This window comes from Micromonospora sp. NPDC049257, assembly GCF_040678915.1.
Taxonomy (GTDB): Bacteria; Actinomycetota; Actinomycetes; order Mycobacteriales; family Micromonosporaceae; genus Micromonospora; species Micromonospora antibiotica.
This window is the reverse complement of record NZ_JBFAQU010000045.1, coordinates 1-24871: the sequence shown is the minus strand read 5'-3', so window position 1 is coordinate 24871 and position 24871 is coordinate 1. Positions and strand designations below refer to the sequence as shown.

Genomic DNA, 24871 nt, shown 5'->3' with positions numbered 1-24871 from the left:
GGGTGGGTGCGACGGGTCGCACCCACCCGGACCGGCCCTGCGGCTCAGTCCAGCGCGGCTCAGTCCAGCGCGGCTCAGTCCAGCGCGGCTCAGTCCAGCGCGGCTCAGTCCAGCGCGGCTCAGTCCGGCGCGGCTCAGTCCAGCGCGTAGCGCTGCCAGACCTGGTGGACCTGCTCCTCGGCGGCGGCGGGCACACCGGTGCCCGAGCTGAACACGTAGCCCCAGGCGACCCCGGACGCCTCCGTCGTCAGCACCTCCGGAACGATCCGCCGCGCCACCGGCAGCAGCCCGTCCCACGCGACGTCCACGTAGTTCGTCGTCACCGTCGGGTCCCGGTCGTGCGGGCCGGGATAGGGGGCGCGGGTCACCACGGCATGCCCGACCAGACCCCGGTGGCGACCCTGCATCAACAGCCAGGCGTCCGCCCCCACCGGAATGTTCACCCGCCGCCCCACCGTCCACGAACCGGCCAACGTGCGCTGCGGGGAGACCGTCGGCGACAGCTCCTCGTAGCTCGGCGTCCACCCGTTCCACCGCTGGGGATTCCAACCCAGGATGATCGCGGCCACCACCGTCACCGCCCCGAAGTCCGGGCGGACGTGCCGTCGTACTGCGCCACCAGCCGTTTCGGTGCCGCCCGCCGCCACCCCTCCACCACCAGCTCCCGGATCTCGTCCGGGTCCGCCGTGGCGAGCTGCGCCCGGACCCAGCCGTACCGGCCGAAGTAGTCCGCCGGGTCGTAGGTTTCCGGGTCCGCCGCCATCAGCTCGGCCTGGTCCTCCTTCGACGCCCGGACGATCGCCACCACCCCGTCGGCGGAGGTGCTGGCGAAGATGCGTTCGCGCACCCGGAACGTGGGATGCCCCCACGTCTCCTGCTCGACCGCCTCCGGCATCGCGAGGGCGAAGTCCCTTACCTGGTCGGGTGTCAGCATTGTCGGTTCCCTCCGGTCGGCGGGCGGTCACGCCCGCGGCGGGGCGCACCGCCCATTAGACGGTCGACGCCGGTTGCCGTCCGAGCGGACGCGCCGACCCCACCCGGGAACGGACAGCACGACACCGCAGGCGCGACGCCCGCGGTGTCAGGTGCGACCACCCCAGGGGTACGCGTACCCCGGGGGCGTGGACCGTCGGCGGAACCGTCCCGCCGGCCGTACGCGCGCACGGGAACTCCTCACCTGGTCGGACCGGACGGCGACCAGCAGCGTGCCACGGGTCGCCGGGGCGGGAAACGGCCACTTGCCGCCGGTCGACGGGGCCAATCACCGCCGCCCGGGACCGGGTGGCGCACCCCGTCCACCCCTCGACGACACCGGCACCGCCCGCCACCGGAGTGGACCCGGACCGCTCGACGATGTGGCACTGGCCGCCCCCGACAGCCGGCCATACCTTCAGGCCACTAATCCTGCTCGATACGTTCGGGAGTTGGGTCATGACCGGAATCAACCGCAGGACATTCCTCGGCCTCACCGCCGGCCTCGGCGTCGCCGGCCTCACCGGCTGCGGCAGCAGCCTCGGCGCCACCACGGTCAGCAGCGGCACCGACACCGTCAAGGTGGGCCTCGTCATCCCCCAGGCCGGGGTCTACACCCCGCTGGGCGTCGACATCCAGCGCGGCTGGGACCTCTGGCTGCGCCAGCACGACGGGCGGCTGGGCGGTCGCCGGGTCACCACCGTCGTCGCCGACGAGGGTGAGGGACCGCAGACCGGGGTGCCGGCCGTACAGAAGCTGCTCCAGAACGACCGGGTCGACGTGCTGGTCGGCGTCGTCAGCTCCGCCACCGCCCTCGGCGTACGGGACCTGGTCACCAGCGCCCGCCGGCTGCTCGTGATCGCCAACGCGGGCGCCGGTGCCATCACCAGCACCAACCGCAGCCCCTACATCTGGCGTACCTCGTTCACCAACGCCCAGGTCGCCGCCGCGATGGGACGTCACCTGGCCACCAGCGGCGTCCGCCGGATCTACGCCATCGCCCCCGACTACGTCGCCGGCACCGAGGCGATCAAGGGGTTCAGCAACGCCTACCGGGCCGGTGGGGGCACCATCGTCGGCCAGAGCCAGCCGCCGTTCGGCAAGACCCAGGACTACCAGCCCTTCCTCAGCCGCATCCAGTCCTCCGGCGCGCAGGGCACCTTCTGCTTCTTCGGCGGCGCCGAGTCGGTGGCCTTCGTCAAGCAGTACGCCCAGTTCGGCCTCTCCCGCACCATCCCGCTGTACGCGTCGGGCTTCCTCGTCGAGGGCGGCGTGCTCGGCGCACAGGGGCAGGCGGCCGACGGGGTGCTGTCGACCCTGCACTACACCTCCGAACTGGACAACCCCGCCAACGTCGCGTTCGGTAAGGCGTACCGCGCCGCCTACGACGCCGCCCCCACCGCCTACGCCGTGCAGGCGTGGGACGCCGCCGAGGTGCTCTCCCGCGCCATCGCGCAGGCCGACGCCGTCGACGGGGACAGCCTCGCCGGGGCCCTCGACTCGATCGGCGTCATCACCGACAGCCCCCGTGGCCCGTGGTCCTTCACGCAGCAGTCGCCCCGACAGAACTTCTACCTGCGCCGGGTGCAGACCCGGGCCGGCGCACCCGTCAACGGCGTCGTCGCGGACCTCGGCCCGCTCGACCCCCAGTCGTAGCCGTACCACCGGACGGAGCCTCCGCGATGCCCACCACGCAGATCGCCGTGACGGCGATGGTGAACGGCCTGGCCATCGGGCTGCTGCTGTTCATCACCGCCGCCGGCCTGTCCCTGATATTCGGCATGATGGACGTGCTGAACCTCGCCCACGGCGCACTGTTCCTCACCGGGGCGTACCTCGCCTGGTGGATCGGCGGTGAGCAGCAGACCTGGCCGTCGCTCGCCCGGGCGGTCGTCGCCGTCGTCGTGCTCGGTGCCGCCGCCGGTGGCCTGCTGTCACTGCTGACCGCGCCGCTGTCGCGGCGTTCCCACCTGGAACAGGCGCTACTCACCCTCGGCATCGCCCTGGTCGCCGCCGACGTCCTGTCCGCGCTGTTCGGCGACGACGTCCGGGCCACCGAGCCACCCGCCGGGCTGGACGGCACCGTGACCATCGCCGGCTGGAGCTACCCGAGCTACCGGCTCGCCCTCGTCGGGGTAGCCGCCCTGCTCGCCGCCGCCGTGTACTGGACCGTCGAACGGACCTCGCTGGGCGCGCTGTTCCGCGCGACGGTCAGCGACCGGGACATGGTCGCCACCGTCGGGGTGGACCCGCGCCTGGTCCGTGGCGGCGTGTTCGTCCTGGGCTCGGTGCTGGCCACCCTCGCCGGGCTGCTCGGCGCACCCATCTACCACGCCCGCCCCGGGCTGGACACCACGATCCTGGTGCTCGCCCTGGTCGTCGTGGTGGTCGGTGGGCTCGGCTCGATCCGCGGGCCGCTCATCGCCGCCCTGCTGTTCGGCCAGGTCGAGTCCGTCGGCCGGGCGGTGCTGCCCGGCCTGGCCTCCTTCCTGCTCTTCGGCACGCTCGCGGCGGTGCTGGTCGTCCGCCCGCGCGGCCTGTTCACCCTCGCCCCCGGAGGACGACGATGACATCCCTGGTCCAGACCCGGGCCCCCGCCCGCCCCCGGCTGGGCACCGGGTTCCGCACGGTGGCCGCGACCACCGCCGGCACCCTGGTGCTGGCCGCCGCCCCGCTCTACCTCGCTCCCTACGCGACGACGACGCTGACCCGCATCCTCGTCTTCGGACTGCTCGCCGCGAGCCTCAACCTGCTGGTGGGCGTCGTCGGACTGCCGTCGTTGGGGCACGCCGCGTTCTTCGGCGTCGGCGCGTACGCCGCCGCCTGGACCGCCACCCACCAGACGACCGGTGCGGGGGCGCTCCTGGTCGGGGTGGTCGTCGCGGCCCTGGTCGCGCTGGTCGCCGGGGCGGTCGCCGTCCGCACCCACGGGGTGTTCTTCCTCATGCTGACCCTGGCGATCGGGGAGCTGACCCAGCAGGCCGCCGACAGCTGGGAGGCGGTGACCGGCGGCTCCAACGGCTTGTACGGGGTGCCGGCGCCGTCGATGTTCGGCACGGTCCTCGACCAACCCGCCACGACCTACTGGTACGTGCTGGGCTTCTTCGTGGTGGGCATGCTCGCCCTGCGCCTGGTGTCCACGTCGACCCCCGGTGTGGTGCTGCGGGGCATCCGCGACAGCGAGGACCGGATGCGCGCGTTGGGCTACCGGACCACCGCGATCAAGCTCGGCGCGCTGGTCTTCGCCGGTGCGGTCGCCGGACTGGCCGGCGGGTTGCTCGCCGCCCAGCAGCGACTGGTGACCCCGGCCGACGCCGGCTTCGAGACCTCCGCGCTCGCCCTGCTCGCCGTGGTGATCGGGGGCACCGGCTCCTGGTGGGGGCCCTGCCTCGGCGCGGCCCTGGTCATCGTCGTACGGGACTCGCTGGGCGCGACCCTCGACGGGCACGGCCCGCTCGCCCTGGGGCTGCTGTTCGTCCTCGTCGTCTATCTGCTGCCCACGGGGATCGCCCGCATCCGGCTGAGGAGGACCACGTCATGATCGATCTGCTCCGCTGCCAGGACGTCCACCACCGCTACGGCGCGCTGAACGTCCTGCGTGGCGTACGGCTGACGGTGGCCGCCGGGGAGCGGCACGCACTCATCGGACCCAACGGCGCCGGCAAGAGCACCCTGCTCAAGCTGATCGCCGGGCAGGAACGCCCGTCCGCCGGGACCCTCCACTACCGGGGCCGGGACGTCACCCGCGAGCCGGTCCACCGACGGGCCCGCGCCGGCATCGGCCGCAGCTTCCAGCACTCGACCCTGCTGGGTTCGCTCACCGCCGCACAGAACGTGACCCTGGCGCTGACCGGTGGTCGGCTGCTGGCCCGGCACACCGACCGGCAGCGCCGCGCCGAGGTCGCCGCCGCGCTCGCCTCGGTGGACCTGGGCGACCTGGCGGACCGGCCGGTGACGGCGCTGTCCTACAGCCAGTGCCGACGCCTGGAGATCGCGGTGGCGCTCGCCGCGAAACCGCAGCTGCTGCTCCTGGACGAGCCGGCGGCCGGCATGTCCGGGGAGGAACGGGGTGGGCTGGTGGAGCTGCTGCGCGGCGTACCGCCCACCGTGACGATCGTGTTCGTCGAGCACGACCTGGACGTCGTCTTCGACGTCGCGACCAGGGTCAGCGTCCTGCACCTCGGCACCGTGCTGCACAGCGGCACCCCCGAGCAGGTACGGCGCAGCCCCGAGGTGCAGCAGGCGTACCTCGGCGGCCGGATGGAGGAGGTGCACGGTGTTCCTGGAGGTGCGTGAGCTGACCGCCGGCTACGGGCAGGGGCAGGTGCTGCACGGGCTGGACCTCGACCTGCCGGCGGGGCAGGCACTGGCCCTGCTCGGCCGCAACGGGGTCGGCAAGTCCACTTTCGTCTCCACCCTCGCGGGGCTGCTGCGGCCCACCGGCGGGCAGGTGCTGCTGGACGGTCGGGACGTCACCGGCTGGCGGGCCGACCGGCTCGCCCGCGCCGGGGTGGCGCTGGTGCCGCAGGGGCGGCGGGTGTGGCCGACGCTGACGGTGCACGAGCACCTCGCCCTGGCCACCCGGCACGGCGGCCGGACCTGGCCGACCGAGCGGGTGTACGAGTTGTTCCCCCGGCTGGCGCAGCGGCGGCGGCACCTCGCCGGGCAGTTGTCCGGCGGCGAACAGCAGATGCTCGTCATCGGCCGGGCCCTGGCCACCGACCCGCGGCTGGTGCTCATGGACGAGCCGTCCGAGGGGCTGGCGCCCATCGTCGTCGACCAGGTGGCCGAGGCGCTGCGGGTGGTGGTCCGGGAGGGGCTGACGCTGCTGCTGGTGGAACACGACCTGCACCTGGCCCTCGGGGTGACCCAGGAGGCGGCGGTGCTGGTCCGGGGGCGCATCGCACACCGGTGCCCCACCAGCGAACTGCGCGGGGACCTGCCGACGGTGCAGCGTCTGCTGGGCGTCGCGGGCTGAGCACGAGACCGGGTGCGGCCCCGTCAGGCGACGGGGCCGCACCCGGACCGGGTTCAACCGTCGACGGCGCGGTGGCAGCCCACCAGGTGGTCGTCGACCATCCCGGTCGACTGCATCAGGGCGTACGCGCCGACCGGGCCGATGAACCGGAACCCGCGCCGCTTCAACTCCCGGGCCATCGCGGTCGACTCGGGTGTCCGGGCCGGCACCTGCGACGTCGAGTGGGGACGGGGCCGCGCACCGGTCGGCGCGTACGACCACAGCAGGGCGTCGAGGTCCCCGGCCAACGCCACGACGAGCCGGGCGTTGCCGATGGTCGCCTCGATCTTCGCCCGGTTGCGCACGATGCCCTCGGTGCCGAGCAGCCGGGCCACGTCGGTGTCGTCGTAGCCGGCGACGGTCTCCGGGTCGAAGTCGTCGAAGGCCGACCGGAAGGCGTCCCGCTTGTGCAGGATCGTCGACCACGACAACCCCGCCTGGAAGGTCTCCAACGCCAGGTGCTCGAAGAGCGGGGCCTCGCCGTGCACGGGCCGGCCCCACTCGTCGTCGTGGTACGCGACGTACACGGGGGTGGCGGTGCACCAGCCACAACGCGGCACACCGTCAGCGCCGGTGCTGATCTGCATGTCGTCTCCTGTCGGGGCAGCGGGTCAGCCGGCGGCGCTGCCGGGGTGCCGTGGCAACCGCTGCCACAGCCCCCGCAGCCCGGCGGCGTGCCGGTCGTCGAGCCGCAGGAGGAACGTCTCCTCCAGCTCCCGACGCCACTCGTCGAAGGTGGTCAGCGCCCGCCGGTGCACACCGTCGCCGTCGATGCGGGTCAGCAGGCGGTCGACCAGCGACCACACCACCTCACCCGGGCCCCGGTTGGTCACGATGAACCGGCGGACGAAGGTGGAACCCGGTGCGGTCGAGAGCAGCCGGTGGGCCGCGGCGAACTCCTGCGGCTGCGCCGGCCGGTCCTCCCAGTCCATCACCGTGAACGACCCCCGGGGATCGTGGGTGAACCGCCAACCCCACGTCGCGCGCGCGAAACCGAAGGTCAGCGGCGGCTGCCGGACCACGCCGGGACGTAACGGCACCGGACCCAGCAGTCCGTCGCCGAGCCCGACGTCGACGAACCAGCGCCGACCCTCCACGGTGACGGTCATGGTCAGGTGGTTGGCGAACTCCACCCCGTCGGGCAACGCCGGCGCCTTCTTCACCTGTCCCCGGTGCAGGGTGACGTCGAAGCCCAACGCGGCCAGCAGCGCGGCGAACGCCCCGTTGAGGTGGAAGCAGTAGCCGGCGTCGCCGTCGGCCAGCCGCGCGGCGTTGCCGGCCGGGTCGACGTCGGTGGGTAACCCCAACCGGATGTCGAGGTTGTGGTAAGGAACCCGCCGGACGTGACGCTCGTGCAGTCGGACCAGCGTGGCCAGGTTCACCCCCGGCCGGCCGGGCTCGTCCAGACGGGCGAGGTAGCGCCGCACCACCTCGTCGCCGATCCTGGGCACAGACGGCTCCTGCATGTCGGGACGGTCACCTTCCTGGGAAAAACGCCGGGGCGGCGCCATCGGTGAGATGGCGTCGCCCCGGCCGGTCGTCAGCGGGTCTGCGGGCCACTCGTGCGGCTGCGCTTGAGCTCGTAGAAGCCGGGGGTCTGGGCGACCAGGAGGAAGCCGTCCCACAGCCGGGCGGCGTCCTCACCGCGCGGGGCGGGCGTGACCACCGGGCCGAACAGCGCCACCGGATCACTGCCGGGCACGTGCACGTGGATCGTCGGCGTGCCGACGTCCAGCCCGACCGGCTGCATCCCCGCCAGGTGGCTCTTGCGCACCGCGTCGTCGAGCCCCGCGTCGTCCGCCGCGTCGGCCAACTCCCCGGGCAGCCCGCACTCGGTGAGCGCCGCCTTGTACAGGGCCGGCCCGTACGACTGGCCCTTGACGTGCCGGCGGGTGCCCATGGCGTCGTAGAGCGACCGGACGGCGTCCGGCCCGTGCTGCTGTTCGGCCGCCATCAGCACCCGCACCGGCCGCCGCCACGGCCCGATGTTGCGCTGGTAGAACGCGTCGATGTCGGCACGTCCCTCATTGAGGGCGGACAGGCTCATGATCCGGAACCGCACGTCGATCGGGCGTTGCCGTTCGGCGTCGAGCAGCCAACGCGACGTCAGCCACGCCCACGGGCACACCGGGTCGACGAACATGTCCACCAGGATTCGGTTCACTTCGGGCACCGTCGTACATCCTTCGGTTGAATCATCGGAACGCCGGACCGACCAGTCCGGCACTGAGGGTCGCCCCGTCGCGCGGGTCGATGAGCAGCAGCGACCCCGTGCCCCGGATGAGGCGGTAGGGGTCCGCGGCGATCGGCTCGTCGAGGTCCAGCACCACGCCCGCGATGTCGTTGACGGCCAGCGGATCGGAGTTGGGGGTGTGCTCCAGCGTGGCGAGGTCGAGCCGGTCGACGATCGACGTGACCGTCCCCCCCACGACCCGGGTCTGGTGCTGCACCAGCACCCGGGCGCCCTCGCCGAGCCGGCGCTCCGCGACGTGGCAGAGCGTCGCGGTGACCTGCCGGGTCGTCGTCGGGATCCGGTCCGCCGCGACGATCATGTCGCCGCGTCCCACCTCGCCCTCCCCGTCGAGCTGCACGCTGACCGACATGCCGGCGCGGGCGTTCTCGATGGGCGTGCCGAGCCGGTGGATGGCGGTGACCACCGCCGGCCGTCCGGCGGGCACGACCAGCACCTGCTGCCCGAGACGGAGCTGACCGGCGACGATCTGGCCGGCGAGCGATCCGTCGGGCAGGACGTACTGCACGGGCAGCCGGGCCGGCAGGGCGGTCAGGTCCTCGTCGAGGTCCACCCGCTCCAGGTGTTGCAGGAACGTCGGCCCGGTGTACCACGGCATCTCGGTCGAGGCGTCGACGACGTTGTCGCCGCGCAGCGCCGACAACGGGATGGACCGCACGTCGGGAACCCCGAGGGAACCCGCCAGCCGGCGGAACTCGTCGTCGATCTCGGCGAACCGGTCCTCGGCGAAACCCACCAGGTCCATCTTGTTGACCGCCAGCACCACGTGCGGGGTGCGCAGCAGCGCGGCCACCGCGGTGTGCCGCCGGGTCTGGGTCACCACGCCGTGCCGGGCGTCGACCAGGATCACGGCCAGGTGGGCGGTCGACGCGCCGGTGACCATGTTGCGGGTGTACTGCACGTGCCCGGGGGTGTCGGCCAGGATGAACCGGCGGTTGCCGGTGGCGAAGTAACGGTAGGCGACGTCGATGGTGATGCCCTGTTCACGTTCGGCCCGCAGACCGTCGGTCAGCAGGGCGAGGTCGGCCTGGCCGTAGCCGCGGGCGCGGCTGGCGGACTCGACCGCCTCCAACTGGTCGGCCAGCACCGACTTGGAGTCATAGAGCAGGCGTCCCACCAGGGTGGACTTTCCGTCGTCGACGCTGCCGGCGGTGGCGAGCCGCAGCAGCTCACCGTCGCGGGCAGTCTCGAGGCTGAGCGTGGTCACTAGAAGTACCCCTCCCGCTTGCGGTCCTCCATGGCGGTGTCGGACAACTTGTCGTCGGCCCGGCTCGACCCGCGTTCGGTGATCCGGGACAGGCTGATCTCGGCGATCACCTGGTCGATGGTGGCGGCGTCGGACACCAGCGCGCCCGTGCACGACATGTCCCCGACGGTGCGGTACCGCACGGTGCGTTCCTGCAGCTGCTCGTCGCGGCGCGGACCGCCCCACTCCCCCGGCGTCAGCCACATCCCGTCGCGCAGGAAGACCTGACGCTGGTGGGCGAAGTAGATGGCCGGCAGCGGGATCTCCTCCCGGGCGATGTAGTTCCACACGTCGAGTTCGGTCCAGTTGGACAGCGGGAACACCCGCACGTGCCCACCCGGGTCGTGTCGACCGTTGTAGAGGTTCCACAGCTCCGGGCGCTGCTGGCGGGGGTCCCACTGCCCGAACTCGTCGCGCAGCGAGAACACCCGCTCCTTGGCCCGCGCCTTCTCCTCGTCGCGCCGCCCGCCGCCGAACACGGCGTCGAAGCGGTGCTGGGTGATGGCGTCGAGCAGCGGTACGGTCTGCAACGGGTTGCGGCTGCCGTCGGGCCGCTCGGTGAGCCGGCCGTCGTCGAGGTAGTCCTGCACGTGCGCCACCCGCAGCGTGAGCTGGTGCTCCGCCACCACCTTGTCGCGGTACTCGATCACCTCGGGAAAGTTGTGCCCGGTGTCGACGTGCAGCACGGGGAAGGGCAGCTGGCCCGGCAGGAACGCCTTGCGGGCCAGGTGGAGCATTACGGCGGAGTCCTTGCCGCCGCTGAACAGCAGGACGGGTCGCTCCAGCGTGCCCGCCACCTCACGGATGATGTGCACCGCCTCGGCCTCGAGCACGTCGAGGTAGGACATCCGCAGGTCGGATGCGGTTTCGGATGCGGTCGAAGTGAACGCCATGGCGTTGTCTCCCCACAGGTGTCGGCCGGTCGGGCCGGTCAGTTCGAGGTGCCCGGCCGCACGTACCCGGCGGTACGCAGCTCGGGCGGGTAGACGATCGGCACGGTAGAGATGTCCTGGTCGATCTCCTGGTACTGCTGCAGCACCACCGGGGGTGGGCTGTGGTGCCAGTGGGTCTCGCCGCGGGCGAAGCTGACCGGGCCACGCCAGGTGTCGAAGGTGCCCTTCTCCAAGGCGTCGATCAGTTCCGCCCGGCCGACCCCGTCCGCCTGGCGCAGGGCCTGGGCGATGATGGTGATGTCGGTGAAGGCGTTGAGGGCGGTGTCCGGCGGCGGCGTGCCGTACGTGTCGCGGTAGCGGTCCACGAACCACCGGCCGATCGGGGTCAACCCCGACCAGTTCGGGCTGAACTGGGTGGCCGGCCAGACCATGTGCAGGCCGTGCACGCCGAGCGCCTTCCAGTAGTCCGGCGCCCGCAGCGGCCACTGGAAGGGTGCCAGCATGGGCACCTGCGGCAGCAGCCCGATCTCGGCGGCCTGCTGCACGATCAGGTGGTTGGTGCGGACCACCCCCACGTTGATCACCACGTCCGGCTGCCACTGCTGGATCTCGCGCAGCTGGGGGCGCAGGTCCGTGGTCGACTCCTGGGCGAACTCCACGGAGTACAGCTCCATCGGCTCCTCGGCCGCCTGCAACTCGGCGGTGAGCAGCGCGGCGGCGCTGCGGCCGAACACCGTGTCGGCGTGGATCAGGCCGACCCGCCGGAAACCCTGGTCGGCGGCGAACCGGATCAGCACCGGGGCGCGCTCGGCCATCGAGGTGAACGTGCGGAAGACCGCCCGCCGCTGCCGCGCGGTGACCCCGGGGTGGGCGTTCTCGATGAACAGCGGCACCCCGATCCGGTCGGCGAGTTCCGCGACCTCCTCGGTGTAGCGCAGGTGCCAGGGGCCCAGGACGGCCAGCGCCCCGTCGACGATCGCGACCTTCGCCAGCGCGCCCACCGCCGAGCGGGGCATCGTGCCACCGTCGAGGGTGACGGTCTCCTGGTCGTCGCGGACGACGAAGTCGAACTGGAGTCCGTCGCGGATGCCACCGTGGTCCCGCACGTACTCGGCACCGATCAGGGCGCCGCGGGCGGTCAACGTGCCGGCCGTGGGGTCACCGGGCAGGGACAGTGGGGTCACGATGCCCACGGTGACCGTGGGGGCGCCCGCCACCGTACGGGCGAAGGCGCGGAACTGCTCGTTGAGCGTCTCCAGCACCGTGGGCTCCGACGTCGTGCTCACACCCGTCCTCCGATCTGGTACTTCGTCAGGTATGCGGAGAAGCGCTCGTCCAGCTCGTCGGCGTCCAGGCCGTAGTCCTCGGCCCGGTAGACGTGCTTGCCGAGCTTGTCCTTGCGGTTCGCCGCGAGGTAACCGCGGAACGCCTGCTCGACCTCGCCGTCCCAGCGGGCACCGAGGAAGTCGCAGATCTCGGCCATCACCGCGATCGGGTCGGCCATCAGGCGCTGGTAGTCGACGTCGAGCACCGGCGTGTCGGCGAGCTTGTCCCGCTCGGCGCGCGCGAACAGGTCGAGCATCTCCGCGAAGCGTTCGGTCCAGAGCCTACCGAGCGCGAGGCGGTCCACCTGGTCGGCGCGCGCGAGTCGGATGATCTCGGTGAGGCTGCACGTCGAGGGGATGGTGACGCTCGGGGCGCGGTGCATGTAGATCAGCCGCGCGTCCGGGTAGGTACGCGCCAGCGCGTCGGCCCGCCACAGGTGGAACGGGTCCTTGAGCACCAGCGTGTCGGTGGGCACCCGCCAGACGATGTGCTGCATCAGGTAGCGGTGGTAGTCGTAGGCGTCGTACTGGTCCTGGGTGCGCAGCCACTCGCCGTAGCTGGGCACGGTGTAACGCAGCTCGTACGCCATCGTCTTGAACGTCGGCGCGGTCAGCCGGTGGTCCTCGTCGGGGCGGTGCGGCTCCCACAGGTGCACCGGCTTGAGCGCCGGCGCGACGGTGTAGTAGTCGGTGCAGAAGTTCTCCGCCGCCTGGACGAGCGCCTGCCGGGTCGCCTCGTCGCGGCCGTCGGTCGCCGGCGCCATCAGCTCCCACAGGTCGGGGGAGCGCAGGTCCGGGTGCTGGCCGAGCAGGTTGTGCATCAGCGTGGTGCCACTGCGGGTCATGCCCGTGATGAACACCGGCTGGTTGATCTCGACCGAGGCGATCTCGGGGTTCTTCACCCGGGCCCGGTACGCGGCGGCCTGGGTGGCGAGCGCGGCGACCAGGGCGCCCCGGACAGACCGCCGACCGGCCTCGTTCAGGCCGCCCTCGGTGTCCAACGACCGCAGCAGCCGGTCGAGGGCGTCGAGGTGCGCGAACTCGAAGTCCGGGACTCCCACCCTCTCCCGGGCTGCCTCGACGAACTCCTCCACCCGGTAGGTGTCCTGACTGGGTTCGATGACGGCGGTCACGGCGTACTCCCCTCTATCTGGCGGCAAACGCGGCGGATCGGGCTGTCGGTCGGTGTGCCCGCCCCGAGGGGCCGGATCGACCGGGGACCGCGACGAATGTGAACAACGGTCACGGTAGGTAGCGACGATAGGCACCCGGCCACGGTCGGTACAGGGCCACATCAGTGGTTTCCACGGGACCAAAGCCGGAGCCGACAAGTGGCCCGGAAGCCGGTGCCAACGTGGCTCTGGAGCGGCGGCGGACGGCCGCCCTATGGTCGGCCCAGCCAATCGGCGATGCACCGCGGATCGGAGGAACAGATGCCGCCGGCGACTCGGGCCGCCCCCCTGCTGCTGTGGGAGACGGGGGTCCGCGAAGGAATCGAGGACAGTCGGTACCGACCCGTCGTCGCCGACTCCTGGCTCCTCACCGAGGGCCGGGCACGGGCCTATCCACTGCACTGGCAGCGTTTCGACGCCGCCGTACGGGGGTTCGGGGTCTCGGCGCACCGGGTGGCGTCCTTCGGGACGTCGGTCACCACGGCACTGCCCCGCTCCGGGGTGTGGTTCCCCCGCATCGAACTGCACCTGGTCCCCACGCAGCGGCTGGCCCTGCGGCTGCGTCCCGCCCCACCGCTGGTCAGCCAGGCACGCGGCTGGCTGTGGCCCCATCCGGACCCCCGCCGGCTGCCCCACCTCAAGGGGCCCGACTTCGAGGAACTGGAGAAGATCCGGGCCGCCGCCCAGGACGCGCAGGCCGACGAGGCCCTGCTCTGCGACGAGCAGGGGCTGGTCCGTGAGGGGGCGTTCAGCACGATCTACTGGTGGTCCTCCGGCGTCCTGCACACCCCGCCGGACGACGGGCGCATCCTGCCCGGCGTCACCCGTCGGCTGCTGCTGGCCCGCTGTGCCGAGCTGGGGCTGCCGGTGCGGCACCGGCTGCCCAGCGTGGCGGAGCTGCTCGCCAGCGAGGTGTGGATCACCAGCGCCCTGCACGGCATCCGAGTCCTGACCCAGATCAACGGACAGCCGACCGCTCCCGTCCACGAGCGGCGGTTGCACGAATGGCGCGCCCATCTCGACGCGCTGGCCGAACCCCTGCCCGACCCCGAGGCCATCTGGCCGCACCGAAGCACCGAGGAGGCACCATGAAGCTCAGGTCACTACAGCGTTATCTGGCATCGGTCCCGCGCATGCACTTCGGGCGGTCGCACCGGGGCCTGCGGGCCCGGCTGGAGCTGCTGGCCACCCGTCAGCTCGGCGCCGGCGACTTCCTGTGGCACGCCCTGGAACGGGGGCAGGACCACGACGCCCCGCTGTTCCACCACCTGCCGCCCGGCGGCGGCCCGGACGACCTGGTCGTCTACAGCCTGGCGACGCTGCGCGACCAGACCGAGCGGTACGCCCGGTGGTACCACAACGCCGGGGTCACCCACGGCGACCGGGTCGGGGTCTTCACCCGCAACGGCATGGCGAGCTTCGTGCACTTCCTGGCGCTCAACAGCCTCGGCGCGATCCCCGCGGTGATCAACCCGAACATGGTGCCCGACACCGCCGCCAAGTACCTGTCCCGGCTCGACGCGGTCGGCGTGGTGGTCGACGCGGACAAGCTCGGCCCGCTGCTCAACGGGATGGCCGACGCCCGGCCGTTCCGGTTCACCGCCTCGCAGGAGGCGATGCACGCCGCGCCGCCGGCCGGCCCGCTGCCCGGGGTCTACCCGTACCGGCACGGCGACCGCGACCCGGTGCTCATCTCGCACTCCTCGGGCACCACCGGCATGCCGAAGGCCGCCACGTTCGGCCACCGTCAGTTCTTCGCCGGCAAGCGCCCCCGGATCATGACGCTGCCGTCGGGCCCGGACGACAAGATGCTGCTGGCCTTCCCCGCGTCGCACTCGTCGGGCTACAGCTACATGATGATGGCCACCCTCATCGGCCTGCCCACCCTGGTCATGGAGTCCCAGGACGGGGCGACGGTGGCCGAGGCGATGCGGTGGTGGAAGCCCAGCGTGGTGACCGGCTTCCCGATCACCTTCACCGAGATGCTCGCGCTCGGCTTGGAGCCGTCCGCCGCGGCGAACGTGACGACCTGGATCAGCACGGCGGACGCCTCGCACGAGGCCCACGTCCGGGAGCTGGTCCGGCTCGGCCGGCACCGGGAGAACGGCAGCTGGCGGCCGGGGTCGCACTACCTCGACGGGCTGGGCGCCTCGGAGATGGGCATGGCCCTGTTCCTCAACATCCACGGCCCCAAGACCAACGCCTACAACCGTTGTGTCGGCTACCCGGAGCCGATCGTCGAGGACGCGGTCGTCTTCGACGAGGACGGTCGGGAGCTGGGCCCCAACGAGGTCGGCTACCTGGCGGTGCACACCCCGACGGTGACCCTTGGCTACTGGGGCAACCACGAGCTGACGCACAAGTCGATCCGCAACGGCTACTGGCTCACCGGTGACATCGGCTACAAGGACGACAAGGGCCGGTTCTACCACTACGACCGGACCACGGACGTGATCACGACGCGGCGCGGCCCGGTCTACAGCCTCACCATCGAGGAGGAGATCTTCAAGGCATGCCGGGCGGTGGTGGACTGCGCCGTCGTCGGGGTGGTCGACCCGGTCGAGCCGACCTCGTTCGCCCCGATCGCCGCGCTGCGCCTGATCGACGGGGCGGACCTCAGCGCCGAGGAGCTGCTGACCCGGGTCAACCGGGCGCTGCGGGCGGCGGGCCGGCACGAGCTGGCCGCGGCGGTCATCTCCAAGGGGGATACCAAGATCCCGCTGGGCGTCACCGGCAAGGTGCTCAAGCGTGAGGTGCGCGCGCAGTTCGCCCAGCTGCTGCTGACCGACGACGACGGTGGGCTGGACGTGGCGCGGACCCGCACCGAGCAGTCGGTCCTGCGGGAGCTGAGCGCCTCGTCGACGCCGGCCGGGACGCCGCAGGAGCAGCGGGCCACCTCGGCCGCCTGACCGGTCTCCGTGGGGCGGGCGGTTCCACCGCCCGCCCCACGGCTGTCCTCAGAGGGCGGTGACGAAGTCCCGCAGGGCGGCCCCGATCTCGTCCGGTGAGTCCTCCTGCACGTAGTGGCTGCCGGTGACGGTGACCTCGCGCTGGTTGGGGAAGGTCCGGGCGAACGCCAGGGCCCGGCCGGTGAGCAACGCCCCCGGCTCGGCGACCACCAGCAGTTTCGGCACCGGGGAGGCGGCCAGCCAGCGGCCGTACTCCTCGACGATGGCGGTCACGTCGGCCGGTTCGCCCTCGATGGGCAGCTCCCGGGGGAACATCAGGGTCGGTCGGCGCGAGTCGGGGTCGCCGAAGGGCCGACGGTAGTGGTCCAGTTCCGCCTCCGACAGGGGGCGCACCACGCTGCGCGGCAGCACCACCTCGACGAAGAAGTTCTCCTGGAGCACCAGGCGTTCCCCGTCGGGCGAGCGCATGGCGCGGAAGAGCTGGTCCCGGCCGGCCTCGAAGTCGCTCCACCGGCGGGGTTGGACGATCGCCTCCAGGTAGGCGACGGCCCGGACCCGTTCGGGGTGGCGGGCCGCCCAGTGGAAGCCCAGCGCCGAACCCCAGTCGTGCAGCACCAGGGTGACCGGTCGGTCGCCCACCACGGCGTCGAACCAGGCGTCGAGATAGCGCGCCTGGTCGATTAAGCGGTAGCCGCCGTCGGGCGCCGGCCCGGAGTCGCCCATCCCGACCAGGTCGGGGGCGAGGCAGCGGCCCAGGTCGCGGACCGCCGGGATGACGTTGCGCCACAGGTACGAGGACGTGGGGTTGCCGTGCAGGAACACGATCGGTTCCCCGTCGCCCACGTCGACGTACGAGAGGTGGGTCCCGCACAGGTCGATCCGACGGCGGGGGTGTGGGTCGGCCACGGTCACGGGCACCGCGGCGGGCATGGAACTCTGTGTCACTTGTAGACCTCCTCGGCCCCAGTGATAGCAAGCCGGCCCGGCAATTCCCGGGAATCCCCGTGACGGCGTGTCCGTCGACGGGTGACAGTTCGCGCTCAATGCGGCGGTGCCATTCACGAACTGTTCGCGAGAAATCAACGAATGACTTGGTGAATCTGATTCGGCTCCGCCGCGATCAGGCGGTACGGGGTGCCGTGGTGCCATGGCCGGACCACTCGCCGGCAAAGTGGCACCGACGCTTTCCCGCACATGGGCCTGTCCACCGGCACCGCGGTTTCGTACGTTTCTCCTGTCGATACGAGGGCCCGGACGAGTCCTTCTCGGATCTCCGGACGCCACCGACGTGTCAATGCGCCACGCGGGATTTCCGCCGGCTTTCCAGAAAGGGAGAACCAGATGCAGGGACTGATCCAGGTCGCCGGGGTCATCGACCAGGAGGAGGCCGACCTGATCTGTGCGGAGGGCGCCGACTGGCTGGGGTTCGCCCTGCGGTTGCCGGCGAAGAACGAGGACCTGTCCGAGGCCGACGCGGCCGCCATCGTCGCGGCGATCCAGCCCCGGCACCGGGGCGTCCTGATCACCTACCTCACCGAGGCCGAGGAGATCAGGCAGTTCTGCGCCGAACTCGGCGTCACCGCCGTGCAGCTGCACGGCGACGTGGACCCCGCCCAGTTGGAGAAGCTGCGCCGGATCGACCCCGACCTCTACGTGCTCAAGAGCCTCGTGGTCAAGTCCGACAACCTCGACGAGCTGGTCAAGATCGTCGATGAGAGCGCCGAGTGGGTCGACATGTACATCACCGACAGCTTCAACCCCGCCACCGGGGCCAAGGGCGCGACCGGTCTGGTCCACGACTGGTCGGTCAGCGCCGAGCTGGTCCGCGTCGCGCCCCGGCCGCTGATGCTCGCCGGTGGCCTGAACCCCGACAACGTGGCGGCGGCCATCGCGGCGGTACGCCCCGCCGCCGTCGACGCGCACACCGGGCTGGAGGGCCCCGACCGCCGCAAGGACCGCGCCAAGGTGCGCCAGTTCGTCACCGCCGCCCGCCAGGCGTTCGCCGACCTCGCCGGACAGGACTGAGAGCCATGACCGACACCGCCACCCACCCCACCGTGGCCGGACCCGCCGTGGCCGGACCCGCCGTGACCAGCCGGCTGCACCTGTTGCCGCAGACCAACCGGCTGCGCTCGCTGCACACCGTCATCCGGGACCGCGACGCCTCCCGGGCCGACTTCGTGCAGACCTCCGCCCAGATCTTCCGGCAGCTCCTCGACACCGCCCTCGACCTGCTCCCGGTCGTCCCCCAGCAGGTGCGCACCCCGGTCGGGCAGACCTACCACGGGCTGCGTCCGGCCGCACCGGTCTGCGGGGTGTCCATCGCCCGCGCCGGCGAGAGCATGGAGGGCGAACTGCGGGCCATGCTGCCGCAGACCCGGATCGGCAAGATCCTCATCCAGCGGGACAAGACGACGAAACTGCCGCACTTCCACTACGCGGCCCTGCCCCCGGACATCGCCATGTCCCAGGTGCTGCTGCTGGACCCGATGCTCGCCACCGGCGGCACCGCGCTGGCCGCCCTCGCGCTGCTGCGTGAGTACGGGGTCTTCGAGGAGGACGTCGTCTTCGTCACCCTGCTCTCCTCGCCGGAGGGCATCAGCGCCGTGCACGCCCAGCACCCCCGGGTCCGGATCGTCACCTCCGCCATCGAGGAGCGCCTCAACGCCGACGCCTACATGGTGCCCGGCATCGGCGACTTCGGTGACCGCTACTTCGGCACGGACCAGCCCCGATGAGGCGCGGCGGAATCGGCGACGTCGGGATCACCGCGCTGGCCCCCGCGATCTGGGGCAGCACGTACCTCGTCACCACCGAGTTGCTGCCCCCGGGCCGGCCCTACCTGGCCGCCCTGGCCCGTGCCCTGCCCGCCGGGCTCGCCCTGATGGCGCTCGGGCGGGTGGTGCCGCGCGGCGCGTGGATCTGGCGGGCGCTGGTGCTCGGCACCCTCAACATCGGTCTGTTCTTCGTGCTGCTCTTCATCGCGGCCTACCGGCTGCCCGGTGGCGTCGCGGCCCTGATCATGTCGTTCCAGCCGATGCTGGTGCTGATCCTCGCGGCGCTGCTGCTGCGCGACCGCATCCGGCCGCTGCACGTCGTGGCGTGCCTGCTCGGGGCGACCGGGGTCGCGCTGCTCGTGCTGCGCCCGACCGCCGCGCTCGACCCGCTCGGCGTGATCGCGGCCCTGGCCGGCGCGGCCAGCATGGCCAGCGGGATCGTGCTGACCAAACGCTGGGCGCGACCGCCCGGGGTGGGGGTGTTGCAGTTCACCGGTTGGCAGCTGACCGCCGGCGGGCTGGTCCTGCTCCCCACCACCCTGCTGCTGGAGGGGCTGCCGGACCACCTCACCGGTCCCAACCTGGCCGGCCTCGCCTACCTGGGGATCGTCGGATCGCTGTTCGGTTACGCGGTCTGGTTCCGCGGGCTGGAACGGCTGCCCGCCCTGGCCGCCTCCTTCCTCAGCCTGGTCAGCCCGATCGTCGCCAGCCTGCTGGGCTTCGCCTTCCTCGACCAACGACTCAGCGTCACCCAGCTCGTCGGAGCCCTGGTCATCGTCGCCGCAGTCGCCCTCGCCCAGCGCAGGTCGTCCCCGCCGGCTCCGCCACCCGACCCGGTGCCGGTGGCGTCACGGGCGCTGACCAGCCGGTGAGGCGTCACCCACCACAGGGGGAAGCATGCTTACCACGCCCGCCACCACCGAAGCCCACCAGTCGACCACCGACACCCTTGAACCGGCCACCGGCACCCACGACCCGGCCGACGTGACCCTGCCGGACCTGCTCGACGAGCAGGTCCGGGCGGACCCCGACGCGATCGCCGTCCGGCACGGACCGGAGGGGATCACCCGACGGGAACTGGCCCGCCGGGCCCGCACCCTCGCAGCCCAGCTCCGCGAGCGGGGCACCGGCCCCGACGACCGGATCGGACTCTTCGCCGAGCCGTCCGCCGCACTCGTCGTCGGGGCCTGGGGAATCCTGTACGCGTCGGCCGCCTACCTGCCCCTGGCCCCCGACTATCCCGACGAACGCCTGCGCTACATGGCCACCGACGCCGGGTTGCGCGTCGTCGTCGCCCAGGACGACCTCGTCGAACGGCTGTCGGACCTGGTCCCGCCCGGCACCGCCATCGTGCCGCTGAGCGTGTGGCACGACACGGCCCCACCCGACGTGCCCCGCCGGGGGCCACGGCCCGGCCATCTCGCCTACGTCATCTACACCTCCGGCAGCACAGGTCGTCCCAAGGGCGTGATGATCGAGCACCGCAGCATCGTCAGCCAACTGCGGTGGCTGCGGGACACCTACCGCCTCGACGAGGCCGTCATCCTCCAGAAGACCCCGATGAGCTTCGACGCGGCGCAGTGGGAGATCCTCGCCCCGGCCTGCGGCGGCACCGTCGTCGCCGGCACCCCGGGCCTGCACCGCGACCCCGAAGCCATCATCGAGACCATCCGACGGCACGGCGTCACCGCCCTGCAGTGCGTACCGACCCTGCTGCGGGCGCTGGTCGACACCGAACGCCTCGGCACCTGCACCAGCCTGCGGCAGATCTTCACCGGTGGTGAGGCGCTGTCCACCACGCTCGCCGCCGACGTGCTCGCGGCGCACCCCGCCACCCTGGTCAACCTCTACGGCCCCACCGAGTGCACGATCAACTCGTCGGCGTTCACCGTCGACCCGGCGACCCTCGACCCCACGCAGCAGTCCGTGTCGATCGGGCGGCCCGTCACCGGCCTGCGCTACGTCATCGTCGACACCGACGACGCCCCGGTCACCGGGGAGGCCGTCGGGGAACTGCTCATCGGCGGCGTCCAGCTCGCCCGGGGCTACCTGCACCGGCCGGCGTTGACCGCGCAACGGTTCGTGCCCGACCCGGTCACCGGCGAACGGCTCTACCGCACCGGTGACCTGGCCGCCTGGCAGGCCGACGGCACCGTACGGTTCGTCGGTCGGGTCGACAACCAGGTGAAGCTGCGCGGGTTCCGGGTCGAACTCGACGAGGTGCGCCTCGCCGTGGAGGCCCACCAGTGGGTCCGGCACGCGGGGGTACTGGTCCGCGACGACCCGCGTACCGGCCACCCGCACCTGCTCGCCGTCGTCGAACTCAACCCGCGCGAGGCGGCGCTGATGGACCAGGGCCGGCAGGGGGCCCACCACCGGTCGAAGGAGAGCCGGCTGCAGGTCCGGGCCCAGTTGTCGCACGGCGGGGTGCGTACCCCGCAGGAGTTGGCCGGGCGGCCGGTGCTCGCACTGCCCGGGGCCGAACCCACCGAGGAGCAGGTACGGCGGGTGTTCGCCCGCAAGACGTACCGGTTCTACGAGGGCCCGCCGGTCACCCGCGCCGACCTGCTGGCACTGCTGCGCCCGGCCGAGCCCGGCCCGGTGCCGCCGCGCCCGCTCGCACAGCTCGACCTGGCCACCTTCGGGGAGATCATCCGCTACCTCGGGCAGTTCGTCAGCGACGAGCGGCTGCTGCCCAAGTACGGCTACGCCTCACCGGGGGCGCTCAACGCCACCCAGGTCTACCTGGAGATCCACCAACTGTGGGGGCTACCGTCCGGCTACTACTACCACCATCCGCTCACCCACGAACTGGTCCGGATCAGCCCGGCCGCGTCCCGGCCCGAACCGACCGTCCGGCTGCACCTCGTCGGCCGGCGACGGGCCATCGAACCGGTCTACCAGAACAACATCCGCGAGGTGTTGGAGATCGAGACCGGCCACCTGGTCGGCCTGCTGGAGCAGGTCCTGCCCGGGTACGGGCTGACCGTCACGGCCGCCGACCACACCCCGCAGACCATCCGGCACCTCGACTGCGCCGACGAGGACCTCTACCTCGGCAGCTTCGCGCTGACGCCGTACGCCCCGCCGCCGCCCGACGAGATCGACGTGTACGTCCAGGTCCACCCGGACCGGGGCGGGGACCTGGCCCCGGGGCAGTACCTGCACCGTGACGGCGACCTGGTCCGCATCGACGACGCCCTGGTGCTGCGCCAGCACGTCATCGCGATCAACCAGCAGGTGTACGACCGGGCCGCGATCGGCATCAGCATGATCAGCACCACGTCGACCCGGTGGCGGCGCTACGTCGACCTGGGCCGCGCCCTGCAACGGCTGTCCATGAACGACCTCGGCTTCGGCTTCATGTCCTCCGGCTACAGCTCCGACACCGGTCACGACCTGCCCTCGGCGCACCGCATCCGGGGCATCCTGCGCCGGCACGGGCTACCCGACGGTCCGTCGTACTTCGCCGTGGGTGGGCGGGTCAGTGCCGCCCAGGTGGCCGGCCGGGGCATGAAGGAGGACGTCGTACACATGAAGGGTCCGGCGGAGCTGATCCGCGACGACCTGGCCGGTCGGCTACCGGACTACATGCTGCCCAACAAGGTGGTGATCGTCGACCGGATGCCGCTGACCGCCAACGGCAAGACCGACCTCACGGCACTCGCCGCCCGGGTCGCCGACGACCCCGGCCCGCAACGGCCGTTCGTGGCGCCCCGCACCGACCTGGAACGCCGCATCGCCCGCCTGTGGGCCGAGGCGGTCCGCCAGGACGACGTCTCCGTCCACGACGACTTCTTCGCCTGCGGTGGCAACTCGCTGATCGCCGTCGCCCTGATCAACCGACTCAACCGGGTGTTCGGCGCGACGCTGCCCATGCAGGTCATCTTCGACAGCCCGACGGTGGCCCAGCTGGCCCGGCGCGTCGCCCAACGCGACCAGGTCAGCAGGTCCCGGCTGGTGCCGTTGGCGCCGGCCCGGGAGGGTCGCTCCGTCTACTGCTGGCCGGGCCTCGGCGGCTACCCGATGAACCTGCGGCTGCTCGCCGGCACGGTCGGCCGGCCCTTCCACGGCGTGCAGGCCCACGGCGTGAACCCGGGCGAGGAGCCCTACCGGACGATCGCCCGGATGGCGGCCGAGGACGTGCGGGCGATCCGGGAACGGCAACCCCGTGGCCCCTACACGCTGTGGGGTTACTCGTTCGGCACCCGGGTCGCGGTGGAGGCGGCGTACCAGTTGGAGCAGGCCGGCGAGCAGGTCGACCAACTCGTCCTGATCGCCCCCGGATCACCCCGGGTGGGGGTGCCGCAGGACCCGGCCACGGTCGGCACGGCGAGCTTCGCCAACCCGACGTACCTGGCCGTGCTGTGTTCCGTGTTCGCGGGGACGGTCAGCGGGCCGGTGATCGAGGAGTGCCTGGCCACCGTCGTGGACGAGGAGAGCTTCACCGGGTTCGTCCAACGGCACTTCCCCGCCCTGGACCTGCCGCTGGTCCGCCGGATCACCGGGGTCGTCGCCCGCACGTACGGGCTGCGCCACACCGAGGCCGAACTCGCCAGGCGGCCGGTGCGGGCCCCGGTGACGGTGCTGCGTACCCGGGGCGACCAGGAGTCCTTCCTCGACACCGCCGTCGCCCGCCGCAACCTCTCCCCCGTCGTCGTCGACCTGGCCGCCGACCACTACGGGGTGCTGCGCGAACCGGGGGTCCACCAGGTGGTGGCGGCGCTGCCCGCCCGGTCCCGGCGTCGCCCGGTCCGACCGCACGTGAGCATCAGCCACCTGCCGATCGCCCTGACCGACGAACAGCACAACCGGCTGGTGACCGCCGTCACCCGCGCCATGACCAGAGCCTTCGGCTGCGACGAGGACGCGGTGTCCGTCGCACTGGAGGCGGTCCTGGAGGAGTGAGCCGGTCCCCGGCCCACACCGCCCCGCCCCCGACCCACCGACGGGCCGGCCCCGCCGACGAACCGCAACCGACCTGCCCGAAACCGGTCCCGAGCTGCCCGACACCGAACCCGACCGGCCCGGACCGGACCGACCGAGGAGCCCGCATGACACGCAACGTCCACTCCACCGTCGAGGTGCGGCTGAGTGAGGAGGTCGCCGACGCCCTGGCCGAGGGGCGGGCGGTGGTGACGCTGGAATCCAACGTGATCACCCACGGCCTGCGTTACCCGGACAACGCCGCCACCGCGCACCGGGTCGAAGATGCCGTCCGGGAGGGCGGCGCGGTGCCGGCGACGGTCGCGGTCGACGACGGGGTGATCCGGGTCGGCATGACCGCAGCGGACATCGAACGGTTCGCCTCCACACCGGGCATCCCCAAGGTGAGCGCCCGGGACCTGCCGGTGGCGCTCGCCCGGGGCGGCATGGGCGCGCTGACCGTGGCGAGTTCACTGATCGCGGCGGACCTCGCCGGCATCGCGTTCTTCGCGTCCGCCGGCATCGGCGGGGTCCACCGGGGCGCGGAGACCAGCATGGACATCTCCTCGGACCTCGTCCAGTTCACCCGTTCCCGGGTCGCCGTGGTGTGCGCCGGGGCCAAGAAGATCCTCGACCTCGGACTGACCATGGAATACCTGGAGACCCACTCGGTGCCGGTGGTCTCCTACCGCTCCGACGACTTTCCGGCCTTCTACTGCGTCTCCAGCGGCATCCCCAGCCCCTGCCGCCTCGACGACGACACGGTCGTCGCCCGCGCGGTGGAGAACCACTGGGCGCTGGGCAACCACAGCTCCTTCCTGATCACCACCCCGGTCGACGCCGAGGAGGCGGTGGACGACGCCGAGGTCGACCGGGCCATCGTCGAGGCGATGTCGGCCGCCCGACGCGACGGGGTACGCGGCAACGCCATCACGAAGTACCTCATGCGTGCTGTCGACGCGGCCACCCAGGGCCGCTCGTCCCGGGCCAACATGGCGGTGCTGATCAGCACGGCCCGGACCGGCGGCCACCTCGCCGCCGCCCACGCCCGCTACCTGGCCGAGGTGGGGAACCCGGCTGCCGCCGGTGCCGCCCCGCCGGCCCGGGTGCCGGCCGGCGCCGGGACGGCGCACGCCCTGCCCGGTGCGCGGACGTGACGGGGGTGGTGACGGTGTTGCGTTGGCTGACTGCAGGTGAATCGCATGGTCCGGCTCTGGTGGCGTTGTTGGAGGGGGTTCCCGCCGGGGTGGCGGTGACCACCGGTGACATCGTGGGTGAGTTGGCGCGGCGTCGGTTGGGTTATGGCCGGGGTGCGCGGATGGCGTTCGAGCAGGATGAGGTCGAGGTCGTCGGTGGTCTGCGGCACGGCGTCACGCTGGGCAG

The 24871-nt window shown here is 72.2% G+C and carries 23 protein-coding genes; 13 read left to right on the top strand and 10 right to left on the bottom strand.

All coding sequences use genetic code 11. The features are described from left to right. Positions 1 to 134: 134 nt before the first annotated feature. Together AB0K25_RS31315 and AB0K25_RS31310 are read right to left on the bottom strand one after the other, a co-directional pair. Positions 135 to 569 carry a hypothetical protein gene (locus AB0K25_RS31315; RefSeq protein WP_219463115.1) on the bottom strand — a complete coding sequence of 145 codons (435 nt, stop codon included), beginning with the start codon at positions 567 to 569 and terminating at the stop codon, positions 135 to 137. A gap of 5 nt (positions 570 to 574) precedes the next feature. After that, positions 575 to 934 (bottom strand): MmcQ/YjbR family DNA-binding protein, encoded by a 360-nt coding sequence (locus AB0K25_RS31310; protein WP_219463117.1) that lies wholly within the window; start codon positions 932 to 934, stop codon positions 575 to 577. 497 nt (positions 935 to 1431) lie between these two features. On the opposite strand from AB0K25_RS31310, the gene AB0K25_RS31305 reads away from it, so the two are divergent. The 5 genes from AB0K25_RS31305 to AB0K25_RS31285 are packed head-to-tail and all read left to right on the top strand — an operon-like array spanning position 1432 to position 5950. Beyond that, positions 1432 to 2628: an ABC transporter substrate-binding protein gene (locus AB0K25_RS31305; protein WP_219463119.1), complete on the top strand. Its 1197-nt coding sequence runs from the start codon at positions 1432 to 1434 to the stop codon at positions 2626 to 2628. Between the two features lie 26 nt (positions 2629 to 2654). Further along, the gene (locus AB0K25_RS31300; protein WP_208570057.1) at positions 2655 to 3542 is read left to right on the top strand and encodes a branched-chain amino acid ABC transporter permease; all 888 of its coding nucleotides are present in this window, start codon (positions 2655 to 2657) and stop codon (positions 3540 to 3542) included. Further along, the gene (locus AB0K25_RS31295; protein WP_219463121.1) at positions 3539 to 4513 is read left to right on the top strand and encodes a branched-chain amino acid ABC transporter permease; all 975 of its coding nucleotides are present in this window, start codon (positions 3539 to 3541) and stop codon (positions 4511 to 4513) included. The genes AB0K25_RS31300 and AB0K25_RS31295 overlap by 4 nt, the downstream gene beginning before the upstream one ends. After that, positions 4510 to 5268, top strand: coding sequence for an ABC transporter ATP-binding protein (locus AB0K25_RS31290; protein WP_219463123.1), 759 nt, complete (start codon positions 4510 to 4512; stop codon positions 5266 to 5268). The genes AB0K25_RS31295 and AB0K25_RS31290 overlap by 4 nt, the downstream gene beginning before the upstream one ends. Then, positions 5249 to 5950 (top strand): ABC transporter ATP-binding protein, encoded by a 702-nt coding sequence (locus tag AB0K25_RS31285; protein ID WP_219463124.1) that lies wholly within the window; start codon positions 5249 to 5251, stop codon positions 5948 to 5950. Before AB0K25_RS31290 ends, AB0K25_RS31285 begins: the two co-directional genes overlap by 20 nt. Positions 5951 to 6003: 53 nt before the next feature. On the opposite strand, the gene AB0K25_RS31280 is transcribed toward AB0K25_RS31285, so the two are convergent. From AB0K25_RS31280 to AB0K25_RS31250, 7 genes are all read right to left on the bottom strand, one after another. Then, positions 6004 to 6576 (bottom strand): DNA-3-methyladenine glycosylase I, encoded by a 573-nt coding sequence (locus tag AB0K25_RS31280; protein WP_219463126.1) that lies wholly within the window; start codon positions 6574 to 6576, stop codon positions 6004 to 6006. A gap of 24 nt (positions 6577 to 6600) precedes the next feature. After that, on the bottom strand, positions 6601 to 7455 hold the full coding sequence (locus AB0K25_RS31275; protein ID WP_219463129.1) for an arylamine N-acetyltransferase: 855 nt from the start codon (positions 7453 to 7455) through the stop codon (positions 6601 to 6603). A 74-nt stretch (positions 7456 to 7529) separates the two neighbouring features. After that, entirely contained in the window at positions 7530 to 8132 is a 603-nt protein-coding gene (locus tag AB0K25_RS31270) for a disulfide bond formation protein DsbA (RefSeq protein ID WP_208570076.1), read from the bottom strand. Between the two features lie 52 nt (positions 8133 to 8184). Then, positions 8185 to 9447, bottom strand: a complete 1263-nt coding sequence (locus AB0K25_RS31265; protein WP_219463137.1) for a GTP-binding protein — start codon at positions 9445 to 9447, stop codon at positions 8185 to 8187. Further along, on the bottom strand, positions 9447 to 10379 hold the full coding sequence (cysD, locus tag AB0K25_RS31260; RefSeq protein WP_208570064.1) for a sulfate adenylyltransferase subunit CysD: 933 nt from the start codon (positions 10377 to 10379) through the stop codon (positions 9447 to 9449). Before cysD ends, AB0K25_RS31265 begins: the two co-directional genes overlap by 1 nt. Positions 10380 to 10417: 38 nt before the next feature. Continuing rightward, entirely contained in the window at positions 10418 to 11665 is a 1248-nt protein-coding gene (locus AB0K25_RS31255) for an ABC transporter substrate-binding protein (protein ID WP_219463139.1), read from the bottom strand. Continuing rightward, positions 11662 to 12837, bottom strand: coding sequence for a sulfotransferase (locus tag AB0K25_RS31250; protein WP_219463141.1), 1176 nt, complete (start codon positions 12835 to 12837; stop codon positions 11662 to 11664). The genes AB0K25_RS31255 and AB0K25_RS31250 overlap by 4 nt, the downstream gene beginning before the upstream one ends. Positions 12838 to 13137: 300 nt before the next feature. On the opposite strand from AB0K25_RS31250, the gene AB0K25_RS31245 reads away from it, so the two are divergent. Together AB0K25_RS31245 and AB0K25_RS31240 are read left to right on the top strand one after the other, a co-directional pair. Next, a complete protein-coding gene (locus AB0K25_RS31245; RefSeq protein WP_219463143.1) occupies positions 13138 to 13968 on the top strand; it encodes an aminotransferase class IV in 831 nt (276 codons plus the stop codon). Further along, the gene (locus AB0K25_RS31240; protein ID WP_357534132.1) at positions 13965 to 15785 is read left to right on the top strand and encodes a class I adenylate-forming enzyme family protein; all 1821 of its coding nucleotides are present in this window, start codon (positions 13965 to 13967) and stop codon (positions 15783 to 15785) included. Before AB0K25_RS31245 ends, AB0K25_RS31240 begins: the two co-directional genes overlap by 4 nt. Positions 15786 to 15833: 48 nt before the next feature. Here AB0K25_RS31240 and AB0K25_RS31235 read toward each other — a convergent pair whose 3' ends face one another. Continuing rightward, entirely contained in the window at positions 15834 to 16730 is an 897-nt protein-coding gene (locus AB0K25_RS31235; RefSeq protein ID WP_363823950.1) for a haloalkane dehalogenase, read from the bottom strand. 396 nt (positions 16731 to 17126) lie between these two features. Between AB0K25_RS31235 and AB0K25_RS31230 the strand changes: the two genes are divergently transcribed. The 6 genes from AB0K25_RS31230 to AB0K25_RS31205 all read left to right on the top strand — a co-directional run. Then, a complete protein-coding gene (locus AB0K25_RS31230; protein WP_208570956.1) occupies positions 17127 to 17810 on the top strand; it encodes a phosphoribosylanthranilate isomerase in 684 nt (227 codons plus the stop codon). 5 nt (positions 17811 to 17815) lie between these two features. Continuing rightward, a complete protein-coding gene (upp, locus tag AB0K25_RS31225) occupies positions 17816 to 18523 on the top strand; it encodes a uracil phosphoribosyltransferase (protein WP_363823948.1) in 708 nt (235 codons plus the stop codon). Next, positions 18520 to 19434 carry an EamA family transporter gene (locus AB0K25_RS31220; RefSeq protein WP_219463154.1) on the top strand — a complete coding sequence of 305 codons (915 nt, stop codon included), beginning with the start codon at positions 18520 to 18522 and terminating at the stop codon, positions 19432 to 19434. Before upp ends, AB0K25_RS31220 begins: the two co-directional genes overlap by 4 nt. 25 nt (positions 19435 to 19459) lie before the next feature. Continuing rightward, positions 19460 to 23470: an amino acid adenylation domain-containing protein gene (locus tag AB0K25_RS31215; protein ID WP_219463156.1), complete on the top strand. Its 4011-nt coding sequence runs from the start codon at positions 19460 to 19462 to the stop codon at positions 23468 to 23470. Positions 23471 to 23616: 146 nt separating this feature from the next. Further along, positions 23617 to 24645 carry a pseudouridine-5'-phosphate glycosidase gene (locus AB0K25_RS31210; protein WP_219463157.1) on the top strand — a complete coding sequence of 343 codons (1029 nt, stop codon included), beginning with the start codon at positions 23617 to 23619 and terminating at the stop codon, positions 24643 to 24645. Between the two features lie 14 nt (positions 24646 to 24659). Next, positions 24660 to 24871: chorismate synthase (locus AB0K25_RS31205; RefSeq protein WP_363823946.1), on the top strand; the 212-nt coding region annotated here is incomplete at its 3' end.